Source organism: Pseudomonas sp. NBB, assembly GCF_032701105.1.
GTDB lineage: Bacteria > Pseudomonadota > Gammaproteobacteria > Pseudomonadales > Pseudomonadaceae > Aquipseudomonas > Aquipseudomonas asiatica.
The window spans coordinates 3,200,453-3,219,271 of sequence record NZ_CP103994.1; the positions used below are offsets into that span (position 1 = coordinate 3,200,453).

18 protein-coding genes, 1 pseudogene and 1 riboswitch are annotated in these 18,819 nt (G+C 62.7%); of the genes and pseudogenes, 15 read left to right on the plus strand and 4 right to left on the minus strand.

Annotated features, from left to right (window positions below; translation table 11 throughout):
• The first annotated feature begins 32 nt into the window (after nt 1-32).
• The 8 genes from NY023_RS15050 to NY023_RS15085 all read left to right on the plus strand — a co-directional run bounded on the left by NY023_RS15050 (nt 33) and on the right by NY023_RS15085 (nt 7,442).
• Nucleotides 33-512 carry a GNAT family N-acetyltransferase gene (locus tag NY023_RS15050; RefSeq protein ID WP_013972788.1) on the plus strand — a complete coding sequence of 160 codons (480 nt, stop codon included), beginning with the start codon at nt 33-35 and terminating at the stop codon, nt 510-512.
• Nucleotides 513-642: 130 nt separating this feature from the next.
• A riboswitch (cobalamin riboswitch) is annotated at nt 643-866 on the plus strand.
• A 92-nt stretch (nt 867-958) separates the two neighbouring features.
• Nucleotides 959-1,147, plus strand: a complete 189-nt coding sequence (locus NY023_RS15055) for a CbtB domain-containing protein (RefSeq protein WP_003258255.1) — start codon at nt 959-961, stop codon at nt 1,145-1,147.
• 9 nt (nt 1,148-1,156) lie between these two features.
• Entirely contained in the window at nt 1,157-1,843 is a 687-nt protein-coding gene (locus NY023_RS15060; RefSeq protein WP_013972789.1) for a CbtA family protein, read from the plus strand.
• Nucleotides 1,843-2,229, plus strand: a complete 387-nt coding sequence (locus NY023_RS15065; protein WP_013972790.1) for a cobalamin biosynthesis protein — start codon at nt 1,843-1,845, stop codon at nt 2,227-2,229. The genes NY023_RS15060 and NY023_RS15065 overlap by 1 nt, the downstream gene beginning before the upstream one ends.
• Before the next feature lie 31 nt (nt 2,230-2,260).
• Nucleotides 2,261-3,013, plus strand: a complete 753-nt coding sequence (gene cobM, locus NY023_RS15070) for a precorrin-4 C(11)-methyltransferase (RefSeq protein WP_013972791.1) — start codon at nt 2,261-2,263, stop codon at nt 3,011-3,013.
• 66 nt (nt 3,014-3,079) lie between these two features.
• Entirely contained in the window at nt 3,080-3,322 is a 243-nt protein-coding gene (locus NY023_RS15075) for a DUF1272 domain-containing protein (RefSeq protein ID WP_013972792.1), read from the plus strand.
• Nucleotides 3,323-3,541: 219 nt separating this feature from the next.
• The gene (locus tag NY023_RS15080; RefSeq protein ID WP_023663311.1) at nt 3,542-4,156 is read left to right on the plus strand and encodes a response regulator transcription factor; all 615 of its coding nucleotides are present in this window, start codon (nt 3,542-3,544) and stop codon (nt 4,154-4,156) included.
• 13 nt (nt 4,157-4,169) lie between these two features.
• Nucleotides 4,170-7,442 (plus strand): transporter substrate-binding domain-containing protein, encoded by a 3,273-nt coding sequence (locus NY023_RS15085; protein ID WP_013972794.1) that lies wholly within the window; start codon nt 4,170-4,172, stop codon nt 7,440-7,442.
• On the opposite strand, the gene NY023_RS27745 is transcribed toward NY023_RS15085, so the two are convergent.
• Nucleotides 7,417-7,986, minus strand: a complete 570-nt coding sequence (locus NY023_RS27745; protein WP_410479884.1) for a methyl-accepting chemotaxis protein — start codon at nt 7,984-7,986, stop codon at nt 7,417-7,419. The two genes, NY023_RS15085 and NY023_RS27745, sit on opposite strands and share 26 nt — an antisense overlap.
• 15 nt (nt 7,987-8,001) lie before the next feature.
• Nucleotides 8,002-8,817 (minus strand): annotated as a pseudogene (locus NY023_RS27750) (PAS domain-containing protein); the annotation flags it as partial.
• Nucleotides 8,818-8,893: 76 nt separating this feature from the next.
• Between NY023_RS27750 and NY023_RS15095 the strand changes: the two are divergent.
• On the plus strand, nt 8,894-10,207 hold the full coding sequence (locus tag NY023_RS15095) for a tyrosine-type recombinase/integrase (protein WP_013972796.1): 1,314 nt from the start codon (nt 8,894-8,896) through the stop codon (nt 10,205-10,207).
• A gap of 440 nt (nt 10,208-10,647) precedes the next feature.
• Here the strand turns inward: NY023_RS15095 and NY023_RS15100 are convergent, their stop codons facing one another.
• Together NY023_RS15100 and NY023_RS15105 are read right to left on the minus strand one after the other, a co-directional pair.
• Nucleotides 10,648-11,196, minus strand: coding sequence for a recombinase family protein (locus NY023_RS15100; RefSeq protein WP_013972797.1), 549 nt, complete (start codon nt 11,194-11,196; stop codon nt 10,648-10,650).
• Nucleotides 11,197-11,333: 137 nt separating this feature from the next.
• Complete coding sequence (locus NY023_RS15105) at nt 11,334-11,537, minus strand: hypothetical protein (protein ID WP_013972798.1); 204 nt, start codon at nt 11,535-11,537, stop codon at nt 11,334-11,336.
• A 538-nt stretch (nt 11,538-12,075) separates the two neighbouring features.
• On the opposite strand from NY023_RS15105, the gene NY023_RS15110 reads away from it, so the two are divergent.
• The 6 genes from NY023_RS15110 to NY023_RS15135 all read left to right on the plus strand — a co-directional run bounded on the left by NY023_RS15110 (nt 12,076) and on the right by NY023_RS15135 (nt 18,808).
• Nucleotides 12,076-12,534 (plus strand): hypothetical protein, encoded by a 459-nt coding sequence (locus NY023_RS15110; RefSeq protein WP_148265644.1) that lies wholly within the window; start codon nt 12,076-12,078, stop codon nt 12,532-12,534.
• Nucleotides 12,531-12,812: a hypothetical protein gene (locus tag NY023_RS15115; protein ID WP_044047057.1), complete on the plus strand. Its 282-nt coding sequence runs from the start codon at nt 12,531-12,533 to the stop codon at nt 12,810-12,812. Before NY023_RS15110 ends, NY023_RS15115 begins: the two co-directional genes overlap by 4 nt.
• Before the next feature lie 6 nt (nt 12,813-12,818).
• On the plus strand, nt 12,819-13,757 hold the full coding sequence (locus NY023_RS15120) for a hypothetical protein (RefSeq protein ID WP_044047058.1): 939 nt from the start codon (nt 12,819-12,821) through the stop codon (nt 13,755-13,757).
• Between the two features lie 244 nt (nt 13,758-14,001).
• Nucleotides 14,002-17,289 carry a hypothetical protein gene (locus NY023_RS15125; protein WP_410479885.1) on the plus strand — a complete coding sequence of 1,096 codons (3,288 nt, stop codon included), beginning with the start codon at nt 14,002-14,004 and terminating at the stop codon, nt 17,287-17,289.
• On the plus strand, nt 17,286-17,837 hold the full coding sequence (locus NY023_RS15130) for a hypothetical protein (RefSeq protein ID WP_044047059.1): 552 nt from the start codon (nt 17,286-17,288) through the stop codon (nt 17,835-17,837). The genes NY023_RS15125 and NY023_RS15130 overlap by 4 nt, the downstream gene beginning before the upstream one ends.
• Entirely contained in the window at nt 17,834-18,808 is a 975-nt protein-coding gene (locus NY023_RS15135) for a hypothetical protein (RefSeq protein ID WP_044047060.1), read from the plus strand. The genes NY023_RS15130 and NY023_RS15135 overlap by 4 nt, the downstream gene beginning before the upstream one ends.
• The last annotated feature ends 11 nt before the right edge of the window (nt 18,809-18,819 follow it).

Sequence of the window (18,819 nt, forward strand, 5' to 3'; positions counted from 1 at the left end):
TACCGTTACCATCAGATCAAGGAAGCCGCCCCATGAGCCTCACCATCCGTCCTGCCGTTCGCGCCGACGCCGAGCAGATACTTGCCTTCATCACCGAGCTGGCAGAGTACGAACGCGCCCGCCACGAGGTGATCGCGAGCGTTGCCGATATCGAGCACAGCCTTTTTGGCGAGGGCAGCACCGTGCATAGCCTGATGTGCGAGCGCGATGGCCGGGCAATCGGCTTTGCCGTGTATTTCTATAGCTACTCGACCTGGCTCGGGCGCAACGGCATCTACCTGGAAGACCTGTACATAACGCCCGAGCAGCGCGGCGACGGTGCCGGGCGGCAATTGCTGCGGCACATCGCCCGCGAGGCGGTGGCGAAGAATTGCGGACGGCTGGAATGGAGCGTTCTGGACTGGAACGAGCCGACTATCGGCTTCTATCAGAAGCTGGGGGCCGAAGCGCAGGATGAGTGGGTGCGCTACCGACTGGACGGGGACAAGCTGGTGGCGTTTGCCCGGGGCTGACCGGGAGCGCTTCGCAATCCCTGTGTAGGCTTGAGCCGCGAACACTGGCGCAGCCGGTGCCATGCACAGAGTACCCGAGGTGCCGGCAAACTCGATTCTGGCAATTGACGGCAGCCCCGCCCCATGGTCTCCTTATGCCTCGCGTTCAGGTGCCCCCGATGGGGGTGAAACGGGAAACCGGTGCGTCACAGGCCCTCCAGCAGGGCCGGACAAGGCCGGTGCTGCCCCCGCAACGGTAAGCGAGCGAAGCGTCTGTACCACTGTGCCTGATCCCCGGCATGGGAAGGTGACGCTTTCCAGGAGCCTGGCTCCTCCTCGCAAGCCCGGAGACCGGCCTGGCGTTCATGAACACCCCGCGGTGGGCGGGCGCTGTTGCATTCCCCTGGGCTGCCACGCTCGGGGCTGCCGCGCTTGCCCGTTGCCCACAAAAAGCAGAGGAACGCGTCATGCCCGTCACCAGCGCCAAGCAACACAGCATTACCACCCCCGTCACCCTCAGCCAGCGTGTCGTCATCGCCATCGGCGCCAGCCTGCTGGGCCTGTGCCTGGTGTACTTCGCCGGCTTTTCGCACATCGAGGCCGTGCACAACGCCGCCCACGACACCCGCCACAGCGCCGCATTCCCCTGCCACTGAGTACGCCCGATGATCACACGCATTGCCCGCACCGCGGGCTTCAGCGGGTTGCTGGCGGCCTTGCTGCTGACCCTGCTGCAGAGCTTTTGGGTCGCCCCTCTGATTCTCGAAGCAGAAACCTACGAATCCTCGGCCCCCATCGCCGAGCACGAGCATGCTGGCGAAGTGGCAGCGCATGAGCACAGCGCCGAAGCCTGGGCACCTGAGGACGGCTGGCAGCGAGTGCTGTCCACCACCGGCGGCAACCTGGTGGTCGCGGTCGGCTTCGCCCTGATTCTCACCGCCCTGTACAGCCTGCGTGAACCCAAGCGAGCCGGCACCGGCGCACTCTGGGGCCTGGCCGGCTTCGCCGTGTTCTGCCTGGCCCCGACCCTGGGCCTGCCGCCGGAACTGCCAGGTACTGCCGCAGCCGACCTGGGGCAACGCCAGGCTTGGTGGATCGGCACCGCCAGTGCCACCGCGCTGGGCCTGGCCCTGCTGGTGTTCGCTCGCCACTGGTTGCTGAAGGCGCTGGGCGCTGTGCTGCTGGTCATTCCCCATGTGATCGGTGCGCCGCAACCCGAGGTGCACGAGAGCCTGGCCCCCGCCGCCTTGGAAACCCAGTTCAAAGTGGCCTCCTGGCTGACCAACGCCGCATTCTGGCTGGCCCTGGGCCTGCTCAGCGCCTGGCTGTTCCGGCGCTCCAGCCAGGCCTGATGCCTGCCTTCTACGCCGGCTTCGGCTGTCGTCGGGGTTGCCCGGCGGATACGCTGGAAATCTTGCTACGCCAGGCCCTGGGCAACCAGGGCCTGGCGTTGGCCGACCTGCAAGGCATCGCCAGCATCAGCCTGAAGGCCGACGAGCCCGGCTTGCAGCAACTGGCCGAACGCCTCGGTCTGCCTTTGGTGTTGTACGATACCGCGCAGTTGCAACCCTACGAACCCCGACTCAGCCACCGTTCCGCCGCTGCCCATGCCCACTGTGGCTGCTGGGGCGTGGCGGAGAGTGCGGCACTGGCCCTGGCCAGCCAGCGGGTTGGCACCGCCAGGTTGCTGCTGACGCGCAAGGTACTGGGCCCGGCTACCCTCGCCCTGGCCTGTTGAACGCTTCCCTTCTTTCCTGCAAGGACTTTCCATGACGGTCTACTTCATCGGCGCCGGCCCCGGCGACCCGGAACTGATCACGGTCAAGGGCCAACGGCTGATCCGCCAGTGCCCGGTGATCATCTATGCCGGCTCGCTGGTGCCGGCCGCCGTGCTCGAGGGCCACCAGGCCGAGACCGTGATCAACAGTGCCGAACTGCACCTGGAGCAGATCATCGCCGCCATGCGCAGTGCGCATGAGCAAGGCCAGGATGTGGCTCGGGTACACAGTGGCGACCCCAGCCTGTACGGCGCCATCGGCGAGCAGATCCGCCATCTGCAAACGCTGGGCATCGATTACCAGATCATCCCCGGGGTCACCGCTACAGCGGCCAGCGCCGCCCTGCTCGGCTGCGAACTGACCCTGCCCCAGGTAGCTCAGACCGTTATCCTCACCCGCTATGGTGACAGCTCGCCGATGCCGCCCGGCGAGCAGCTGGGCGACCTGGCGCGCCATGGCAGCACCCTGGCGATTCACCTGGGGGTCAAGCACCTGTCGCGTATCGTCGAAGAACTGCTGCCGCACTACGGCACGCACTGCCCGGTGGCGGTGGTGCATCGTGCCACCTGGCCGGACCAGGACTGGGTGCGCGGTACCCTCGGCGATATTGTGGAACGCGTCGCGGCCAAGGATTTCCGACGCACGGCGCTGATCCTTGTGGGCCATGTGCTAGGCGACACACCGTTTGCCGAATCGGCCTTGTATCGCGCCGGGCACGCCCACCTGTATCGCCCTGGCGACTGAGCATTGCCAGGTTCGCCGCAGGCGTAGCAGACTCCGGTTTCCCGCCTGCAAACAGGAGTCACGCCCATGCTGGACCTACGCCCAAACTGCGAGTGCTGCGATACCGACCTGCCGGGTGACAGCCCCGATGCGCTGATCTGCTCCTTCGAATGCACCTTCTGCCGCACCTGCGCCGAAACCCGTTTCCAGGGCCGCTGCCCGAACTGCACCGGCCAGTTGGTGGCACGCCCGACACGGGTCGGCCAGGCACTGGCCAACAACCCCGCCTCAACCCAGCGCGTGAGCAAATCACACTCCGCCTGCGCATGACGACTACAAAAACAGGCATCGCCGCTTTGCCAGGGTGATGTCTTTCCCACTTTTTGTAGGACTTTTCAACAACAAGCACGTGGACTTTCAACACTTCTATACTCGGCATTACCAAATTCCGGGAATGGTCGTATCGTGCAGCGCTTCCGATAACCCCACTTGCAGACGTATTCCTGAGTGATCCAGGAAGCGGACCACATCCTGACAGGAGTTTTCTTCATGACTACCGTGCTGATCGTCGACGACCACCCCATCGTCCGGCTGTCCTTGCGCATGTTGCTCGAACGCGAGCGCTTCCGTGTTGTCGGCGAGGTCGGCAATGGCAGCGAGGTGGCGCAGGTGGCCCGCGACCTGCGACCGGATGTGGTAATTCTCGACATCGGCCTGCCCGGCCTGGACGGCATGGAAGTGATAAAGCGCCTGCAATGCCTGGAGCCGGCGCCCAAGATCATGGTGCTGACCGGCCAGGCCACCGACCTGTATGTGCGGCGCTGCCTGGATGCTGGCATCGGCGCTTTTGTCACCAAGGAAGAAGACCACGAGGCGTTGCTGTTTGCCCTGAAAGCGCTGGTCAAAGGCTACTCGACCTTCCCTCAGATGTCGGTCAACAGCAACTCGCTGGAAAGCGAGCCAATGCGCCTGTCCAGCCTGTCCAACCGGGAAATGGAGGTGCTGCGGCGCCTGGCGCGCGGCGAGAACAACAAGAATATCGGCACCTGCATGAACCTCAGCGCCAAGACCATAAGCACCTACCGGGGCCGCATCATGGAAAAGCTCAAGACCGAATCATTGGTTGAAATGGTCGACCTGGCCAAGCGCAACAGCGTCTACTGAGCGCTCGATGACAATGAAGCGCCTGCTGGCAAGCGCCCTACTGGTCATCGGCCTGGCCGGTTCCGGCGCGCTGCTGGCAAACAGCGAACCTCGCCAGTTGCTGGCACGCTCGGTCAGCGCCGCGGCCCCGCTTGCGCTGTCCAGCGAAGAGCGGCATTGGCTACAGCAACGCCAGCACCTGGTACTTGGCAGTTCGCGCCCCGACTACCCGCCGCTGGAGATCAATGTCAGCCAGCACGACTACGAAGGCCTCAGCGCCGATTACGCTGGCATCATCGCAGAACAGCTGGGTACCACCATCGAAGTACGACGCTTCGACAGCCGCCACCAAGCCATCGCTGCGCTACGCGACGGCCGTATCGACCTGCTGGGCAGCTCCAACGCCTTCGAGGCAGCGGATGCCCAGCTCAGCCTCAGTTCAAGCTACGCCGACGATCTGCCAGTCATCGTCACCCGCGAGGGGCGCAGCCTGAAGAACACCCCCGACCTCGCCGGCCTGCGCCTGGCCATGGTCGATCATTACCTGCCGGCCAGCAGCGTCCGCAGCCTGTACCCCAAGGCACAATTGAGCCTGTATCGCTCGACCCTGGCCGGGTTGGCCGCCGTCGAACTGGGCGAGGCCGACGCCTACCTGGGCGATGCCATCAGTACCGACTTCGCGATTGGCAAGAGTTATCAGGGCACACTGAAGATCGACCACTTCTGCCAGGTTGCCCCTGGCGCGTTTGCCTTTGCCATGGCCAGTGACAACCCGCGCCTGCAACAGTTGGTCAACAAGGCGCTGGCGCGTATCAGCGAAAGCGAACGCCTGAATATCCTGCGCCGCTGGAGCAGTGGCAACACCAGCCTGCTGCTGCAGCGCCACCTCACCGCCCTGACCGCCGAAGAAGAAGCCTGGATAGCTGCCAACCCCAACGTCAGCGTGCTGGTCAACACTTCGCTGGCGCCACTGACCTTCAACGACACCAAGCACCGCCCCAGCGGCATCACCCTCGAGCTGCTCAAGCAGATCTCGCTGCGCACGGGGCTGCATTTCAAGCCGGTCGAAAGCCCGTCGGCGCAGGCAATGATCGAGCGCCTGGCGCGCGGGGATGCGCAGATGATCGGCGCATTGGGTTACAGCACAGACCGTTCGAAACAACTGCGCTATACCCGCCCCTACCTGGTCAGCCCACGGGTGCTGGTCACCCGTGGCGACAATGCATTACCGCCGCAGGCGATGGCGCTGGATGGCATGCGCATCGCCCTGGTACGCGGTTCGCCGCAACGGGCCGTGCTGCAACAACGCTATCCGCAGGCCAGGATGGTCGAGGTGGACAACCCGCTCGGCCTGATGGAGGCTGTGGCCAACGGTGCCGCCGACGTCGCCCTGAGCAGCCATATCAATGCCGCCTACTACATCAGCCATGTGTTCAAGGACCGCCTGCGCATTGCCAGCGTGCTCGACGATGACCCGGCCATCGCCGCCTTCGCCGTGGCCGCGGACCAGCCACAGCTGCAGGCAATCCTCGACAAGGCGCTGCTGAGCATTCCACCCGAAGAGCTGGACCAGCTGATCAACCGCTGGCGCACCACCACCCTGGTCAGTGACAGCCCCTGGCGCGACTACCGCACGCTGGTCTTGCAAGTGCTGGTGCTGTCGGCCTTGCTGCTGGCCGGGGTGGTGTTCTGGAACAGCTACCTGCGCAAGCTGATCAACCAGCGCACCGAGGCCCAGCATGCCCTGCAAGCGCAACTTGCGCTTAGCCGCGGCCTGCTTGAACAGCTGCGCCAGGCCAAGGACGACGCCGAACAGGCCAGCCAGACCAAAAGCACCTTCCTGGCCACCATGAGCCATGAAATCCGTACCCCGATGAATGCCGTGATCGGCCTGCTGGAGTTGGCCCTGGAAGACAGCCGCGGCGGCCGCTGCGACACCCAGACCCTGCAGACCGCCCACGATTCGGCCATTGGCCTGCTTGAGCTGATCGGCGATATTCTCGACATTTCCCGTATCGAATCCGGGCATATCACCCTGCAGCCAGTGCCCACCAACCTGGTAGAACTGGTACGCGCCACCGTGCGGGTGTTCGAAGGCAACGCAAGGGCCAAAGGCCTGCACCTGCACAGCGAACTGCCCGCTGCGCCGGTGTGGGTGCTGGCTGATCCACTCCGCCTCAAGCAGGTCTTGTCCAACCTTATCAGCAACGCCATCAAGTTCACCGACAGCGGTGAAGTCCAGGCCAGCCTGCTACTGCCCTCGCCCACCGACACTGACAGCCTGGCAGTAGAGCTGAGTGTGCGAGACACCGGCATCGGCATCAGCCCTGCCGACCAGGCCCGGCTGTTCAATACCTTCGTCCAGGCCGACGGCCCCCGGGCACGCCAGGGCGCCGGCCTGGGACTGGTCATCAGCCGCACGCTGGCCGAGTTGATGGGCGGTACCTTGAACTTGCAGAGCGTCGAAGGCCTTGGCACCAAGGTGCAGGTCAGCCTGCAGCTGCCCGCCTGCGCTGCACCGGTGCAGGCCGATCAGCACGACCCTGTGCTGGAAACAAGCAGCGGCCCTTTGAACGTACTGGTGGTCGACGACTACCCAGCCAACCTGCTGCTGCTGGAGCGGCAACTGCATACCCTGGGGCATCGGGTCACGCTGGCGGAAAACGGGGAAATCGCGCTGGCACGCTGGCAGGCTGCGCGCTTTGACCTGGTAATCACCGACTGCAGCATGCCGGTCATGGACGGCCACGAACTGACCCGCCGTATCCGCAGCCTGGAGGGCGAACGCGGCCTGACGGCATGCCGCATTCTCGGCGTCACCGCCAACGCCCAGGCCGAGGAGCGTGCCCGCTGCCTGGCCAGCGGCATGGACGAATGCCTGTTCAAACCCATCGGCCTGCGTACGCTCAAGACCCACCTGCCCCACGCCCACCCCCGGCAGCAGCCGACAGCACGGCGCGCCAGCGGGTTCAACCTTGGCGAACTGCGCCACCTGACCCAGGACGACGAACAACTGACGCGGAACTTGCTGCAGCAGTTGTCACAAAGCGTCAGCGAAGACCTGGCCACCTTGCGGGCGTTGCCAGCAGACGCCCCCGGCGAAACTTTGCGCGCCTTGGCTCACCGGATCAAAGGTGGGGCGAAGATGCTCAAGGTACGCACGCTGGTCAAGGATTGCGAAGCCATCGAGCAGGCCCACGACCAAGGCCTGCCGACGGTTGACCATCGCCTGCAACTACAGGCCAGCCTGGAGACCCTGCTGGACGAGCTGGGCGATGTGCTCAGTGCAATTGCAGCGTCGAACTGATCTGGCTGATAGCGTTTACCACGTGCCGTGAACCCTGCTGGATTTCCATGATCACCGTACCGGCTTCGTTGGCCAGCGCCACACCATGGCCGGTACGCTTCAGGCTCGACTGCATGCTGGCCACGGCCAACAGCGACAGGTCGTGGTTCTGCCGCACCACGTCGACGATTTCCAGTGTAGCCTTGCTGGTTCGCGCCGCCAGGCTGCGCACCTCGTCGGCCACCACGGCAAAACCGCGCCCGTGCTCGCCGGCGCGGGCCGCCTCGATGGCTGCGTTCAAAGCCAACAGGTTGGTCTGGTCGGCAATGCCACGGATTGTCAGCACTATCTGCCCGATCACATCCGACTGCCTGCTCACCGCATCGATACTGCGTGCCGCGTCGTTGAGTTCATGGGAAATCTGCTCGATCACCTGTACCGCCAGCTGTACTACTTCGGTGCCCTTGCGCGCGCAGGCATCGGTCTGTACCGAACTGGCATGGGCAGCATCGGCCGCGCTTTGCTGGGTGCTGACCTGGCGGGTGATGTCGCTGGCGAACTTCACTACCTTGTACAAGCGGCCCTTGCTGTCGAAGATCGGGTTGTAGGAGGCCTCCAGGTAGACCGTCTGGCCATGTTTGTCGACACGCTCGAAACGGTGCGAGTGGTATTCGCCGCGGTTGAGCGATGCCCAGAACTCGCGGTACTCGGCCGATTCGCGCTCATGCGCCAGGCAGAACAGCCCGTGATGGCGACCGACCACCTCGTCCAGGCGATAGCCCATGGTGTCGAGGAAGTTCTGGTTGGCCTTGATCACCCGGCCTTGCGGGGTGAATTCGATCACCGCCATGGAGCGGCTGATGGCCTTGAGCAGGCTTTCGCTCTCGTGCTCCTCCATCACTCGCTGGCTGATGTCGGATGCCACCTTGATAACGCTGGTGACCTGGCGCTGCTCGTCCAGTACCGGCATGTAGCTGGCTTCCAGCCAGACTTCGCGGCCGGCCTTGTCGATGCGCTCGAAGGTACCGCTGATGGCCTTGCCCTGCCCCAGTTCACGCCACAATTGCTGGTATTCGGCGCTTTTCGCGTAGCCAGGGTCGCAGAACAGCCGATGATGTTTGCCGCGCAACTCCTCGGCGCTGTAGCCCATGGCTTGGTAGAAGCGCTCATTGGCATCGAGGATCGTACCGTCGGGGGTGAACTCGATCATTGCCATGGAGCGGCTGATCGCCGCCAGCTTGGCCTGCGAGCTGGCCAATGCCTGATGACTGCGCTGGATTTCGACCAGATCGGACTTGCGGTGGAAATCGAACATCCTGTCCATACTCCCAAAACCACCAACGAAACCCTTGTTTTCTGGCGTTTCATACATCCAAGATACTCCAAAAACCGGCATTGTCCAGCGGAATATCTCGGGTTCATGGTAGTATCCTTGCGGATTTTCGTACCACCCCGAACAGCGGATACCCCCAGTGCCCCAAGACCCGAAACAACGTATTGGCAGCGATGCCGACGCACACAGTGCCACCGAGCCCAACAAGTACCCTGTAGGTTCGGTACCCGGTGTTTTCCTGCATGTCACCCCCACTGCCAAGGTCTGGCGCCTCAAGTACCGACTGGACGGTGTCGGCGGCCTCTTCACCATAGGCAAGTTTCCCGATATCAGCCACGCCAGGGCCTGTGAGCTGGGCCAGGAAGCGCGTAGCTGGGTTGCCGAAGGCCTCAAACCGCTGGACATGAAGAACGCCCGTATCGCAGCACGCCGGGAAAAGGAGCAATGGACATTCCAGCGGGTCACCGACCTCTGGCTTATCTATAAGTCGGACAAGGCCGCCAAGACCCAGGCCGGCTACCGCTCGGTGCTGAACAACCACATCCTGCCCCGCCTTGGCAGCTTGCAGGTCGAACGCATCGCATACATCGACCTGCGCGACCTGATTCTGGGTCTGGCCGACTACCCCACGATGGCCAAGAAAGCACACAGCGTTGTGCGAGAGGTGCTCGATTACGCCATGAGCCTTGGCGCGCTAAAAGAAAACATTGCCGACCGCCGCGTCAATCTGGTGCAGCGGCCCAAGACCATCCACCACGCCGCCGTGGAAACCCCCGAAGCGCTCAAGGAATTCATTGGCCGGCTTCATGGCACGAATAACAGCACTGTCGTTTCAGCGCTCTGGCTACAGGTGCTACTGGCAGTCCGCCCGAGCGAGTTGACGCACATGCGCTGGGAACAACTCGATCTGGACAAGGGCACGTGGATCTACCACATGTCGAAGCGGAAAAAAATGCACACCGTGCTTCTCTCAAACCAGGCCATCGGGCAGTTGCGCGCAATCCGGGAGCGCCAACAGGGTGGCCAGGCAGCGTATGTGCCTACACCATTCGGGCACACCCGCCCCGAATCGAAGCTGACCGGCTGGGTATTCCCTTCAAGGCAGCGAGCCGGGCGCCCTATTGCTTCTGTATCGCTGTCGCGCCAGATCAGGGCTTTGGGGTACGGCAACGCCGAGATTACGGCACATGGTTTCCGCACGACTTTCAGGACATTGGCCGAAGACGTGCTTGGCATAGCTCCGGGAATTCTAGAGGCCTGTCTTGGCCACGAGCGACAGGACACCAGCGGACTCGGGGAAACGTATGCGCGGGCGCAGCGCCTGGCACTACGGCGCGAGGCCATGCAGCGCTGGGCAGACTACGTTGAGCAGCTTTGGAACGAAGTAACGGAGCACGGTACGCTGAACAACTACGACACCGCCTACGACGCGAACTGGCAGAAGCGCAGCTGACTGAAGATGGATTTAGGGTTTTGCGGTAGTAAGATTTTGGGTGTGAAACCTTACTACCGGGGCGCAAAAACCTTACTACCAGGCTCGGCTCGCTTTGGCACAAATCGATAAATATCGGGAATCAGTGGTCGAGGTAGGAAGGTTTCGGGGTTAGGTAGGAAGCAGGTAGGAAGTTTTTTAGGAAACCTTACTACCAGATATAAGCGCTCTATCACAGTGGTTTTAGGGTCTCGGTAGTAAGGTAGGAAGGTTTTTACATAATTTAGAGAAAGAGAGAGAAAAGGTAGATATATATCCTGTACTACACCCCTGTACTACAGTATATATATGCTAATAGTGCAAAAACCTTCCTACCTTACTACAGGTAGCAAGCTAACAATTGTGCCAGGCTGCTTTAAGCATGACGATACTCAAGGGCACTCCATTGCCCAGGTAGCAGGTCATTCTGTCGACGCGGCCTTCATCACCCGCGCCACTGTGCTCAGTGACACACCCAGGTGCTCGGCGGTCTTCCTGTACGACATGCCATTGTTGATCGCCTGGATGATCGCAGCATCACCCTTGGCCGCAGACCGCCGTTCATAGACGCCGGCCTCCTTGGCCTTGGCGATGCCCTCGGCCTGGCGTTCGCGAATCAGCGCCCGCTCAAACTGTGCCACCGCGCCCATCATCTGCAACATCAGGTCCTGCATCGGGTCGATCTGCCCGGTGAACGTCAGGTTCTCCTTGTGGAATCGCAGGACCACGCCCTTGGCACGGAACTCTTCGACCAGCCCCAGCAGATCGCTCAGGGAGCGCGCCAGGCGGTCGATGCTGTGCACATGCACCGTATCGCCTTCTCGCAATGATCGTCGCATCTCGGCCATCTGCGGCCTGTTCGTGGTACCGCCGCTCACCTTGTCGGTGAATATCTGGTCAAGCTTCACCCCGCCGAGCTGGCGCTCGGTGTTCTGGTCAATGCTCGACACCCGGATATAGCCAATGTCCATTGTGCTCACCTTTGTGTTCATAACTCTAGACATTGACAACATCACCCAAAACCTGTCGTTCGGCAAGCCTGGAAGCCAGGTAACTGTGTTCATTCTGACAAGTGGTCAAGGGTGTACTTGTGAACACATAGGCAGTGTCAGTTCTTCAATGCCTCAATTCCATTGGCAATGCCCTTGGCGTTCATGTCCAGGGTTTGCAGGGCGACCATCACATTGTCGGCTGTAGGTTCTGCTCCCCGCTGTCTGACCCACAGTGCCAGCTCCTCGATGCCGGCCCGCAGCGCTTGCTGGTTCATAAGGATCAGCTCAAGGGTGTCGGCTGCTATCGAAGGCTTATCCATGGTATCTCCAAGTCAGTTCAGTGCCTCAGCGTAGCCCGCAGTGCTGCAGAAAATAGGGGAGAGACTGGAAATCATTGACTCGCCCGGGACGAATGCGCGCCGGGGCGACTAGCTGTGCTGCAGAAAAACTGACCGGGAGGCCGTAGAAGCGACCCGTCCCGTACACCCCATCGTCCTTTGCGTGATCGTTAATACGTAAATATGCCAGTGAATCCCTCAGAAAAAATTTCAAAATTTTGACCCGGAACCCTCATTAATAGCACTTCGCCACTACCCCGCCAGCCCCGTTTTTCATGCATGAACGGCATAATCATTAGCCGTTCATCACCTCGCATCTCTGGACTAAACCGAACGCAAAAAGAGTAAAGCGTTCGGAAAATATCTATAAACCACTGTGCTGAAAGGAAAATATTTAATTTAAGCACAACGTTGAAACGCAATACCCAGCACTTGCGTTTTCGTCGCAAATACCACAACCAGAAATTTAATGCAAATGCTTTGTTTACATACAAGCTCCTTGAGCAGATAATTTCTGCACATGGAAAAAACCCCTCAGCGGAGGGCCAGCAGAATGACCACGCCAACCACCAGCTCCAGCACCATCACCCAGCGGTTGCTTGGCGAGCTCGCCCATGTGCCTAACCAGCTGTTCAGCCGCCACCGTGACACGCTGCCCGAGGCCACACCTGTGCCGACCGGCGCACCCGGACGCCCGTCGCTGGCCTACAACATCGACGACATAGCCGCGCTGGTTGCCCAGCAGACCGCCCACCTTTCCGATCTGGCCTGCCGCATCCGCTGCGCCCTCGGTTGCCAGTCCCCGCTCCGCATAGTTGAGGCCGATGGCAAGCACCACGTCGTGCACGACGATGAGCCCTTGAGCGACCTGGCCCCCGCCGTTCGCACCGCCTTACTCGAGCAAATCCACGCCGACAACGCCGCCGCATCCCAGCGCCGTACCAGACGCCACCCCGCTACCGAGGAAACGCAGCCATGACCAGCATCACCGACTTCCTGCAAAGCACCGCTAGCACCGGCCCATGCAACCTGCCTCTGTACGGGTACGGCCTCTGCACTCCGCTTGACGCAGCGCCACAGCTCGACCCTGCGCTGCTCGATCCAGCACGGGCCGAAGCCGACCTGCTCGCCGCCCAGCACGCCGAAGCCGAGGCACACGAAGCGACCCGTCTGGCGCAGGCAGTTGTCGATGTTCATCGAAGTCGCGCCACCGTAGCCGCCGCGCTGTGCAAGGCGCGCACCGAATCTCAGGAGTAAACGATCATGGCGTTTTCCGACATTCTGCAGGGCGACAGCCTGAACCAACTTTTCCAGAACCCAATGATGCTGGCAGGTTTGCAAATGCTCGCCCAAAGTGGCCCGCAACAGGGCAACCCCGGGTTCGGCGCCCGCCTCGGTGCTGCAGGCATGAACACTGTGCAGCAGATCGCCCAACAGCAACACAGCCAGCAGTTGAACGCCTACCGCCAACAGATGATCGCGCAACAGCAGGCCGAGATGCAGATGCGCCAGCAAGCCGCCCAGGCCAAGGCTGACCAGCTGCAACGCCAACAACAGGCATTTGCTGACCCCGCCGTGCAGGAACAGATGGGGCCGTTGGCAAAGATGCTGGCTGCCGCAGGCCTCGGTCCTGATGTTGTGCTCAAGGCCAACAGCGCGGACAACCTGAACGCCCACCGCCAGGCACAACTGCAACAACAGGCTTCCCAATTCGATCAGCGCCTGTCGCGCCAAGGTGGTGGCGGATCGTCCAGTGGTCCACGCATGCCGGCACCGCGCCCGTACATAGACCAGCCCATCGGCAACAACCAGATGCAGCGGTTCAAATACGATCCCGCAACGCAGGACTACGCCCCGTGGGGTGAGCCGTTCTCGCAGTACAGCCCCGGCAAGACCACCGGTGCCCAGGCTGCCGCCGATGCGATCCTCAACGCCGAACCTCCCGCAGCCGGGCCAGACCTTGGCAGCCTACCGGGTACCGGTGGCTTACAGAGCTACGCCCCGCAACCACAGCAACCCGTGGGCGTTATGCCGTTGGCCGCGCAAGGTGGTGGCCTGCAGGCGCAGACCCAGCAGCCCGGCACTCGCAAGCCGGGCCAGCCGAAGGTGGCCACACCGATGACCCGCGAAGACTACGACGCTCTGCCAAGCGGCGCCCAATACATCGACCCGGCGTCCGGTCGGGTAGCGACCAAGCGGTGATGACATGGCCCTCAGTGCGTTTGGTGACCCTATCCACGACGACAGCCCAGCGGCTGGCCCTGCTGCGGTTAAACCGCCAGCGCCACAAGCGCCGCACGTAAGCGCGTTCGGCGACCCTTTGTCAGCGTTCGGTGATCCACTGGACGCCGACACGCCCCAGGTCAAACCTGTGCCATCCGCGCAGCCGCCACAAACGGGCATCATGGGCTTGCTGTCCGGGCTGATGACGGGCAACGCCAATGACTTGCTGCCCGATGGTCTGCGCCAGAAAGCGCAAGCGCTCGACGACTACGGCCTGTCCCTATCCAAGGGCGTGGTCGGTGCCGGTGAAGGCGTCGTCGGGCTGGGTGATATCGCCACGGGTGGGCGCGTGTCGCCTGGACTCAAGGCCGCATACGGCTATGACCCGGCAGGCCGTCGCGCAGCGCTCGACCGTATGGCCACGCCCGAGCATCAGCAAGCCATGCAGCAGCTCGACCGCGCCCAGGGTATCGGCGGCACGCTGCAGGCGCTGCGCGACAACCCGTCGTTGGTACCACACGCCATTGTCGAGAGCCTGCCCAGCATGGCCCTTGGTGGTGTCGCAGGGCGTGGTGTCGCAGCAGGCGCGAAAGCCCTCGGTGCAACTGGTGGCCTTGCCGGTTTACTCGGTACAGGCGCTGGTGAAGGCCTTGTCAGCGCAGGTCAGCAGGCCTCTCAAACTGTGCAGGACAACCAGCGCAAAGGTGAAGAGGGCTTGACCCTTGGCCAGACCGGCCTGGCGATTGGCACCGGCATCGGTACTGGCTTGCTCGGCATGGTCGGCGCACGCGTCGGCCGCAAGCTGGGCGTCATGGACATTGATGCACAGTTGGCTGGCGCGGGTGGCGCAGACGTTGCCAAGGGCATGGTCAACCGCGCATTGGTCGGGACCGGTATCGAATCCCTGGAAGAACTCACCCAGTCCGGGCAACAGCAGGTACTCCAGAATCTGGCCACCGACCGCCCGGCACTGGAAGGCGTCACCAAGCAGATGGTCCTGGGCGCTGCGGTCGGCGGTGCCATGGGTGGTGCTGCAGGTCTGCGTCGTCCGAACATGAATACCGCTATCCAGCAGCCCGCAGAACAAGCGCCAGCGGCCCCAGTTGCAGCGCCACAGCCCGAAGCCATGGCAACCCCTGCACCGGCACCCGTCGCGCAGCAGCCTGCACCGCAGCCAGCGCCACAACCTGTGCCATTCGCTGGGTCTGCCGATATCAGCCCGCTGCTCGACAACCTTGGCGTTCAAGGTGAGAAGCGTACCCAGTCGCTCGACCTGCTGCGCCCTGCCGAACAGGATATTGAAGCCCGCCGCCGTGGTGTCGTCACCATGGACGAACAACGCCGCCTGGCCAACCTGATCGGCCTCGACGGTGCCAAGGCGCAGGCATTCAGCCGGCAGATCGGCCAAGCATGGAACGCCGAACAGATCATCGCGGGCACCGACTTGGTGGCCGACCGTCTCAAGACCGTCATGGAGCAACAGCAGCGCATCGCCAGCGGGCAGGCCAGCGATCTGGAGAAGGCCACTTTTGTGCAAGACCTGGGCGACCTGAAAAGCGTGTTCGGTGAACTCATGGGGGCACGCGCCGAGAGCGGCCGCGCCCTCGCTGCTCAGCGCCGCCAGGTGCAGAACATCAACGAAGCGCAGCGGATCCTTGAAGGCATTGGCGGTATCCAAGGTGCCGACGACCTGGCCACTGCCATCGGCAAAGCGCTGCAGGCTGGCGGTGTGCAGAACCTGGCGAAGTTGGTCGGCCAGCCAGAAACGAAGATGCAGCGCCTGCTCGGGTATTATTTCCGAAGCGCTCTGTTAAGCGGTGTTCGCACGCACGCGGTGAACATCACCAGTAACAGCCTGACCCTCGGCAATGAAATCATCGAGCGCAGCATCGCCGCAGGCATCGGCGGTGCCAAGCGTCTCGCTACTGGTGGCAAGTCGGGGCAGACCGTTTTCGCAGAACCCATCGACCTGCTAGTGGGCATGAGCCAGGGCATGGCCAAGGCCGGCACCGCTGCCGTCGACGCCTTCCGTACTGGCGAGTCGGCGGTACTGGGTGGCCAGGCGAAACAGGACAACAGCCTTGGCCTGAACAACACCCCACGCCAACCCGGTGTGCTGGGCGCTGCCGCCTTCGCCGCTGACCGCGCAGCCAGCCTTCCATACCGCGCCCTCGGTGCCGAAGATGCCTTCTTTGCCACGCTCAACTATGAAGCTGAACTGCGGAGCCTTGCCCGCCAACAAGCCCTGAGCGAGCGCAGCGCCGGCCAGATGCCGCAGGGTATGAAACTGAGCCAGCGCATCGAGCAACTGGTACAGGACCCAACACCCAAGATGATCGAAAGCGCAGGCGCCCATGCCCGCGAAAACACCTTCAACACCAAAGCCGGTACGTTCGCCCAAGCCGTCATGAGCGCGAAGGCCAAGGCGCCCTGGCTCAACCTCATTGTGCCCTTCGTCCGTACCCCGGCGAACGTGGTCAAGTTCGGCCTCAAGCGCACCCCGCTGGCACCGTTCTTCAAAGAAGTGCGCGAAGACTTCGCTGCCGGTGGGGCACGACAAGAACGCGCTGCTGCCCGGATCATATGGGGCACCGGCGTGATGGTTGCTGTAGGCTTGGCAGCGCAGGCGGGGTACGTCACCGGTGCCGGACCCGACGACAAGAAGGAACGCGAAGCGCTGCTGAATAGCGGGTGGAAACCCTATTCGATTCGTACGAGCGATGGTACCTACCACGAATACAGTCGCCTGGATCCGTTCGCGCAATGGCTCGGTCTTGCGAGCGACATGGCCACCATGGATTACCGCAACAAGGACGCCGCCGACGTGGCTGCCAATGTGCTCGGGTCGCTGGTCAGTAACACAGTGAACAAGACCTACATGCAAGGTCTGTCGAACTTCGTCGAGTTCTTGCAGGACCCGAAGCGCAACGCCGAGTGGTATAGCCGGCAGATGGCCGGGACCGTGGTCCAGCCGTTTACGCTGCTGTCGAACATCGCCAGCGAACACGACCCCTATGCCCGTGAAGGCAACTCGATTCTCGACGCGATCAAGTACCGCTTGCCCGGTTGGCGTAACGACCTGCCGACCAAGCTCGACGCCTTCGGCGAGCCTGTGCCTAACCGCACTTACCCGGGCGGCCCGTTCTCTATCGGCGCCCCCATCGCGCAGTCGCAGGAAAGCAGTGACCCGGTGCGCCGGGAAGCCGCACGCCTCGGTTGGGCACCGCCAGTCTTCCAGAAGGACTTGACCCTCAAAGGCGTCAAGTACGAGTTCACACCCGAGCAGCACCATGAGCTGGCGGAACTGGCTGGCCGGCTGACGTACCTCAATGCGCAGCGCATGGTGCGCTCGCGGTACTGGTCGGCCTACAGCGATGACGAGCGACGCGAGCGCCTGGAGACGATGGCCCGCAAAATCCGAAGCCGTGTGCGCATGGCCGCGATCCCGTGGATTACAAGTGGCAACCGCGCTGCCCTCGACAAACTGCGCGCACAGGAGGCACAACGATGAGTACGCATCAGTTCACAGGAACGCTCGACCAACTGCGCGAGGAAGTCGACCTGCACAACGTTGATTTGACGCGGTGCCGAATCACGCCGCTCAGTGACGGCGGGTTCGCCGTCGCGTTCGACGCCCCGGTGGTTCCCATCGACAAGTTCTTGCCCGACGCACCCGACAGCATCGTGGTCAAGTCTGTACTCCAGGCCGAGGCCACGATGCTGTCGGGGGCGCTAAAACTCCAGATCGCAGAACGCCAGGCTGTACGTAACGGCAGCGTTGGACGTGACTCGATGTGGGTTCGCCGCACGCCGATCAGCGCCGAAGAGTTGGACGCCTACCGTGCCCGCCAACGTGAGGCAGCACTGCAGCGCAAGATCGCTGCCGAGCTGGTGCAGGCCGTCGAAGAGCGCCAGGCAGAGGCCAACAAAGTAGCAGCTGCCGAACTCGCCGCCCGGTATCCAGGGAGCGTTGCCGAACCACGTAAAGCCAGCAAGCCAAAACCTGTGCCATCGCTTCCAAGCGTGGCCGTTAAGCCAAGCGCCCGAGGTGCAAAATGAGCGAAGAAACCCGCGATATCCTGGCCGACGTTGTAGCCCACGCGACTGGCTCCGCTGGCATCAGCGAGGACGCCGGCCTTGACCAAGCTGTGCCGGACGCACTGGCCGATGACATTGACGCGTACAGCGAGGATTCCGAGCGCCGTTACGGACACCTGGCGGAAGGCATTGACGACCCTGATGCCGAGCCAGAGCAGGAAGAGCCCACCCAGCGTGGCGACAAAACTGTGCCACTGGGCGCGCTGCAGGAAGAGCGCAACCTGCGCAAGCAGTCGCAGGATCGTGAGCGTGAGCTGCAGGCGCAGGTCGCACAGCTCCAGGCGTTCCAAGCCCAGGTGCAGCAGTTCCTGCAACAGGCGCAGCAGTCCGCCCAGGAACAGGCCATCCCGGACTTCGCCGAAGACCCCGAGGGCCATCTGAACGCCCGGCTGCAACAGATCGAGCGTGCCCAGCTGCAACAGCAGCAATCCGCCCAGCAACAAGCGCAGCTCCAGCAGTTCGGCCAGCAGCTGCAGCAGGAAGTCACCGCCATCGCACCCACCGTCACTGCCAGTGAAGACGCGCTGCGCGCTGAGGTTGGCGGCGAGGCATACGACGCCGCTTACCAGCGTGTGCACCAGTACGTCCAGGCCGAGCTTGCACAGCGTTACCCGGGTGCGAATCCTGCGATGATTGCGCAGCTGGAGCAGGTGGCCGGTATCGCCTTTGTTCAGCAGTGCCAGCAAATGGGGATCGACCCAGCGCGGCACATCTACGAGAAAGCGCAGGCGCTGGGCTTCGTCCCGTCCGGGCAGCGTGTGCCGAACCAGCAGCGGAAAGCACCACCAACCAGCCTGTCCACCGTTCCGGCTGCTGGCCGGGCGCCGGACCAGCGTGGCCGGCTAACTGCCAAGGATATCGCGTCGATGCCACAAGACCAGTTCGACGCGCTGTTTGAGTCCATGCGCGACACCCAACGTCCGCAGTTCTGACGGGGGTGGTC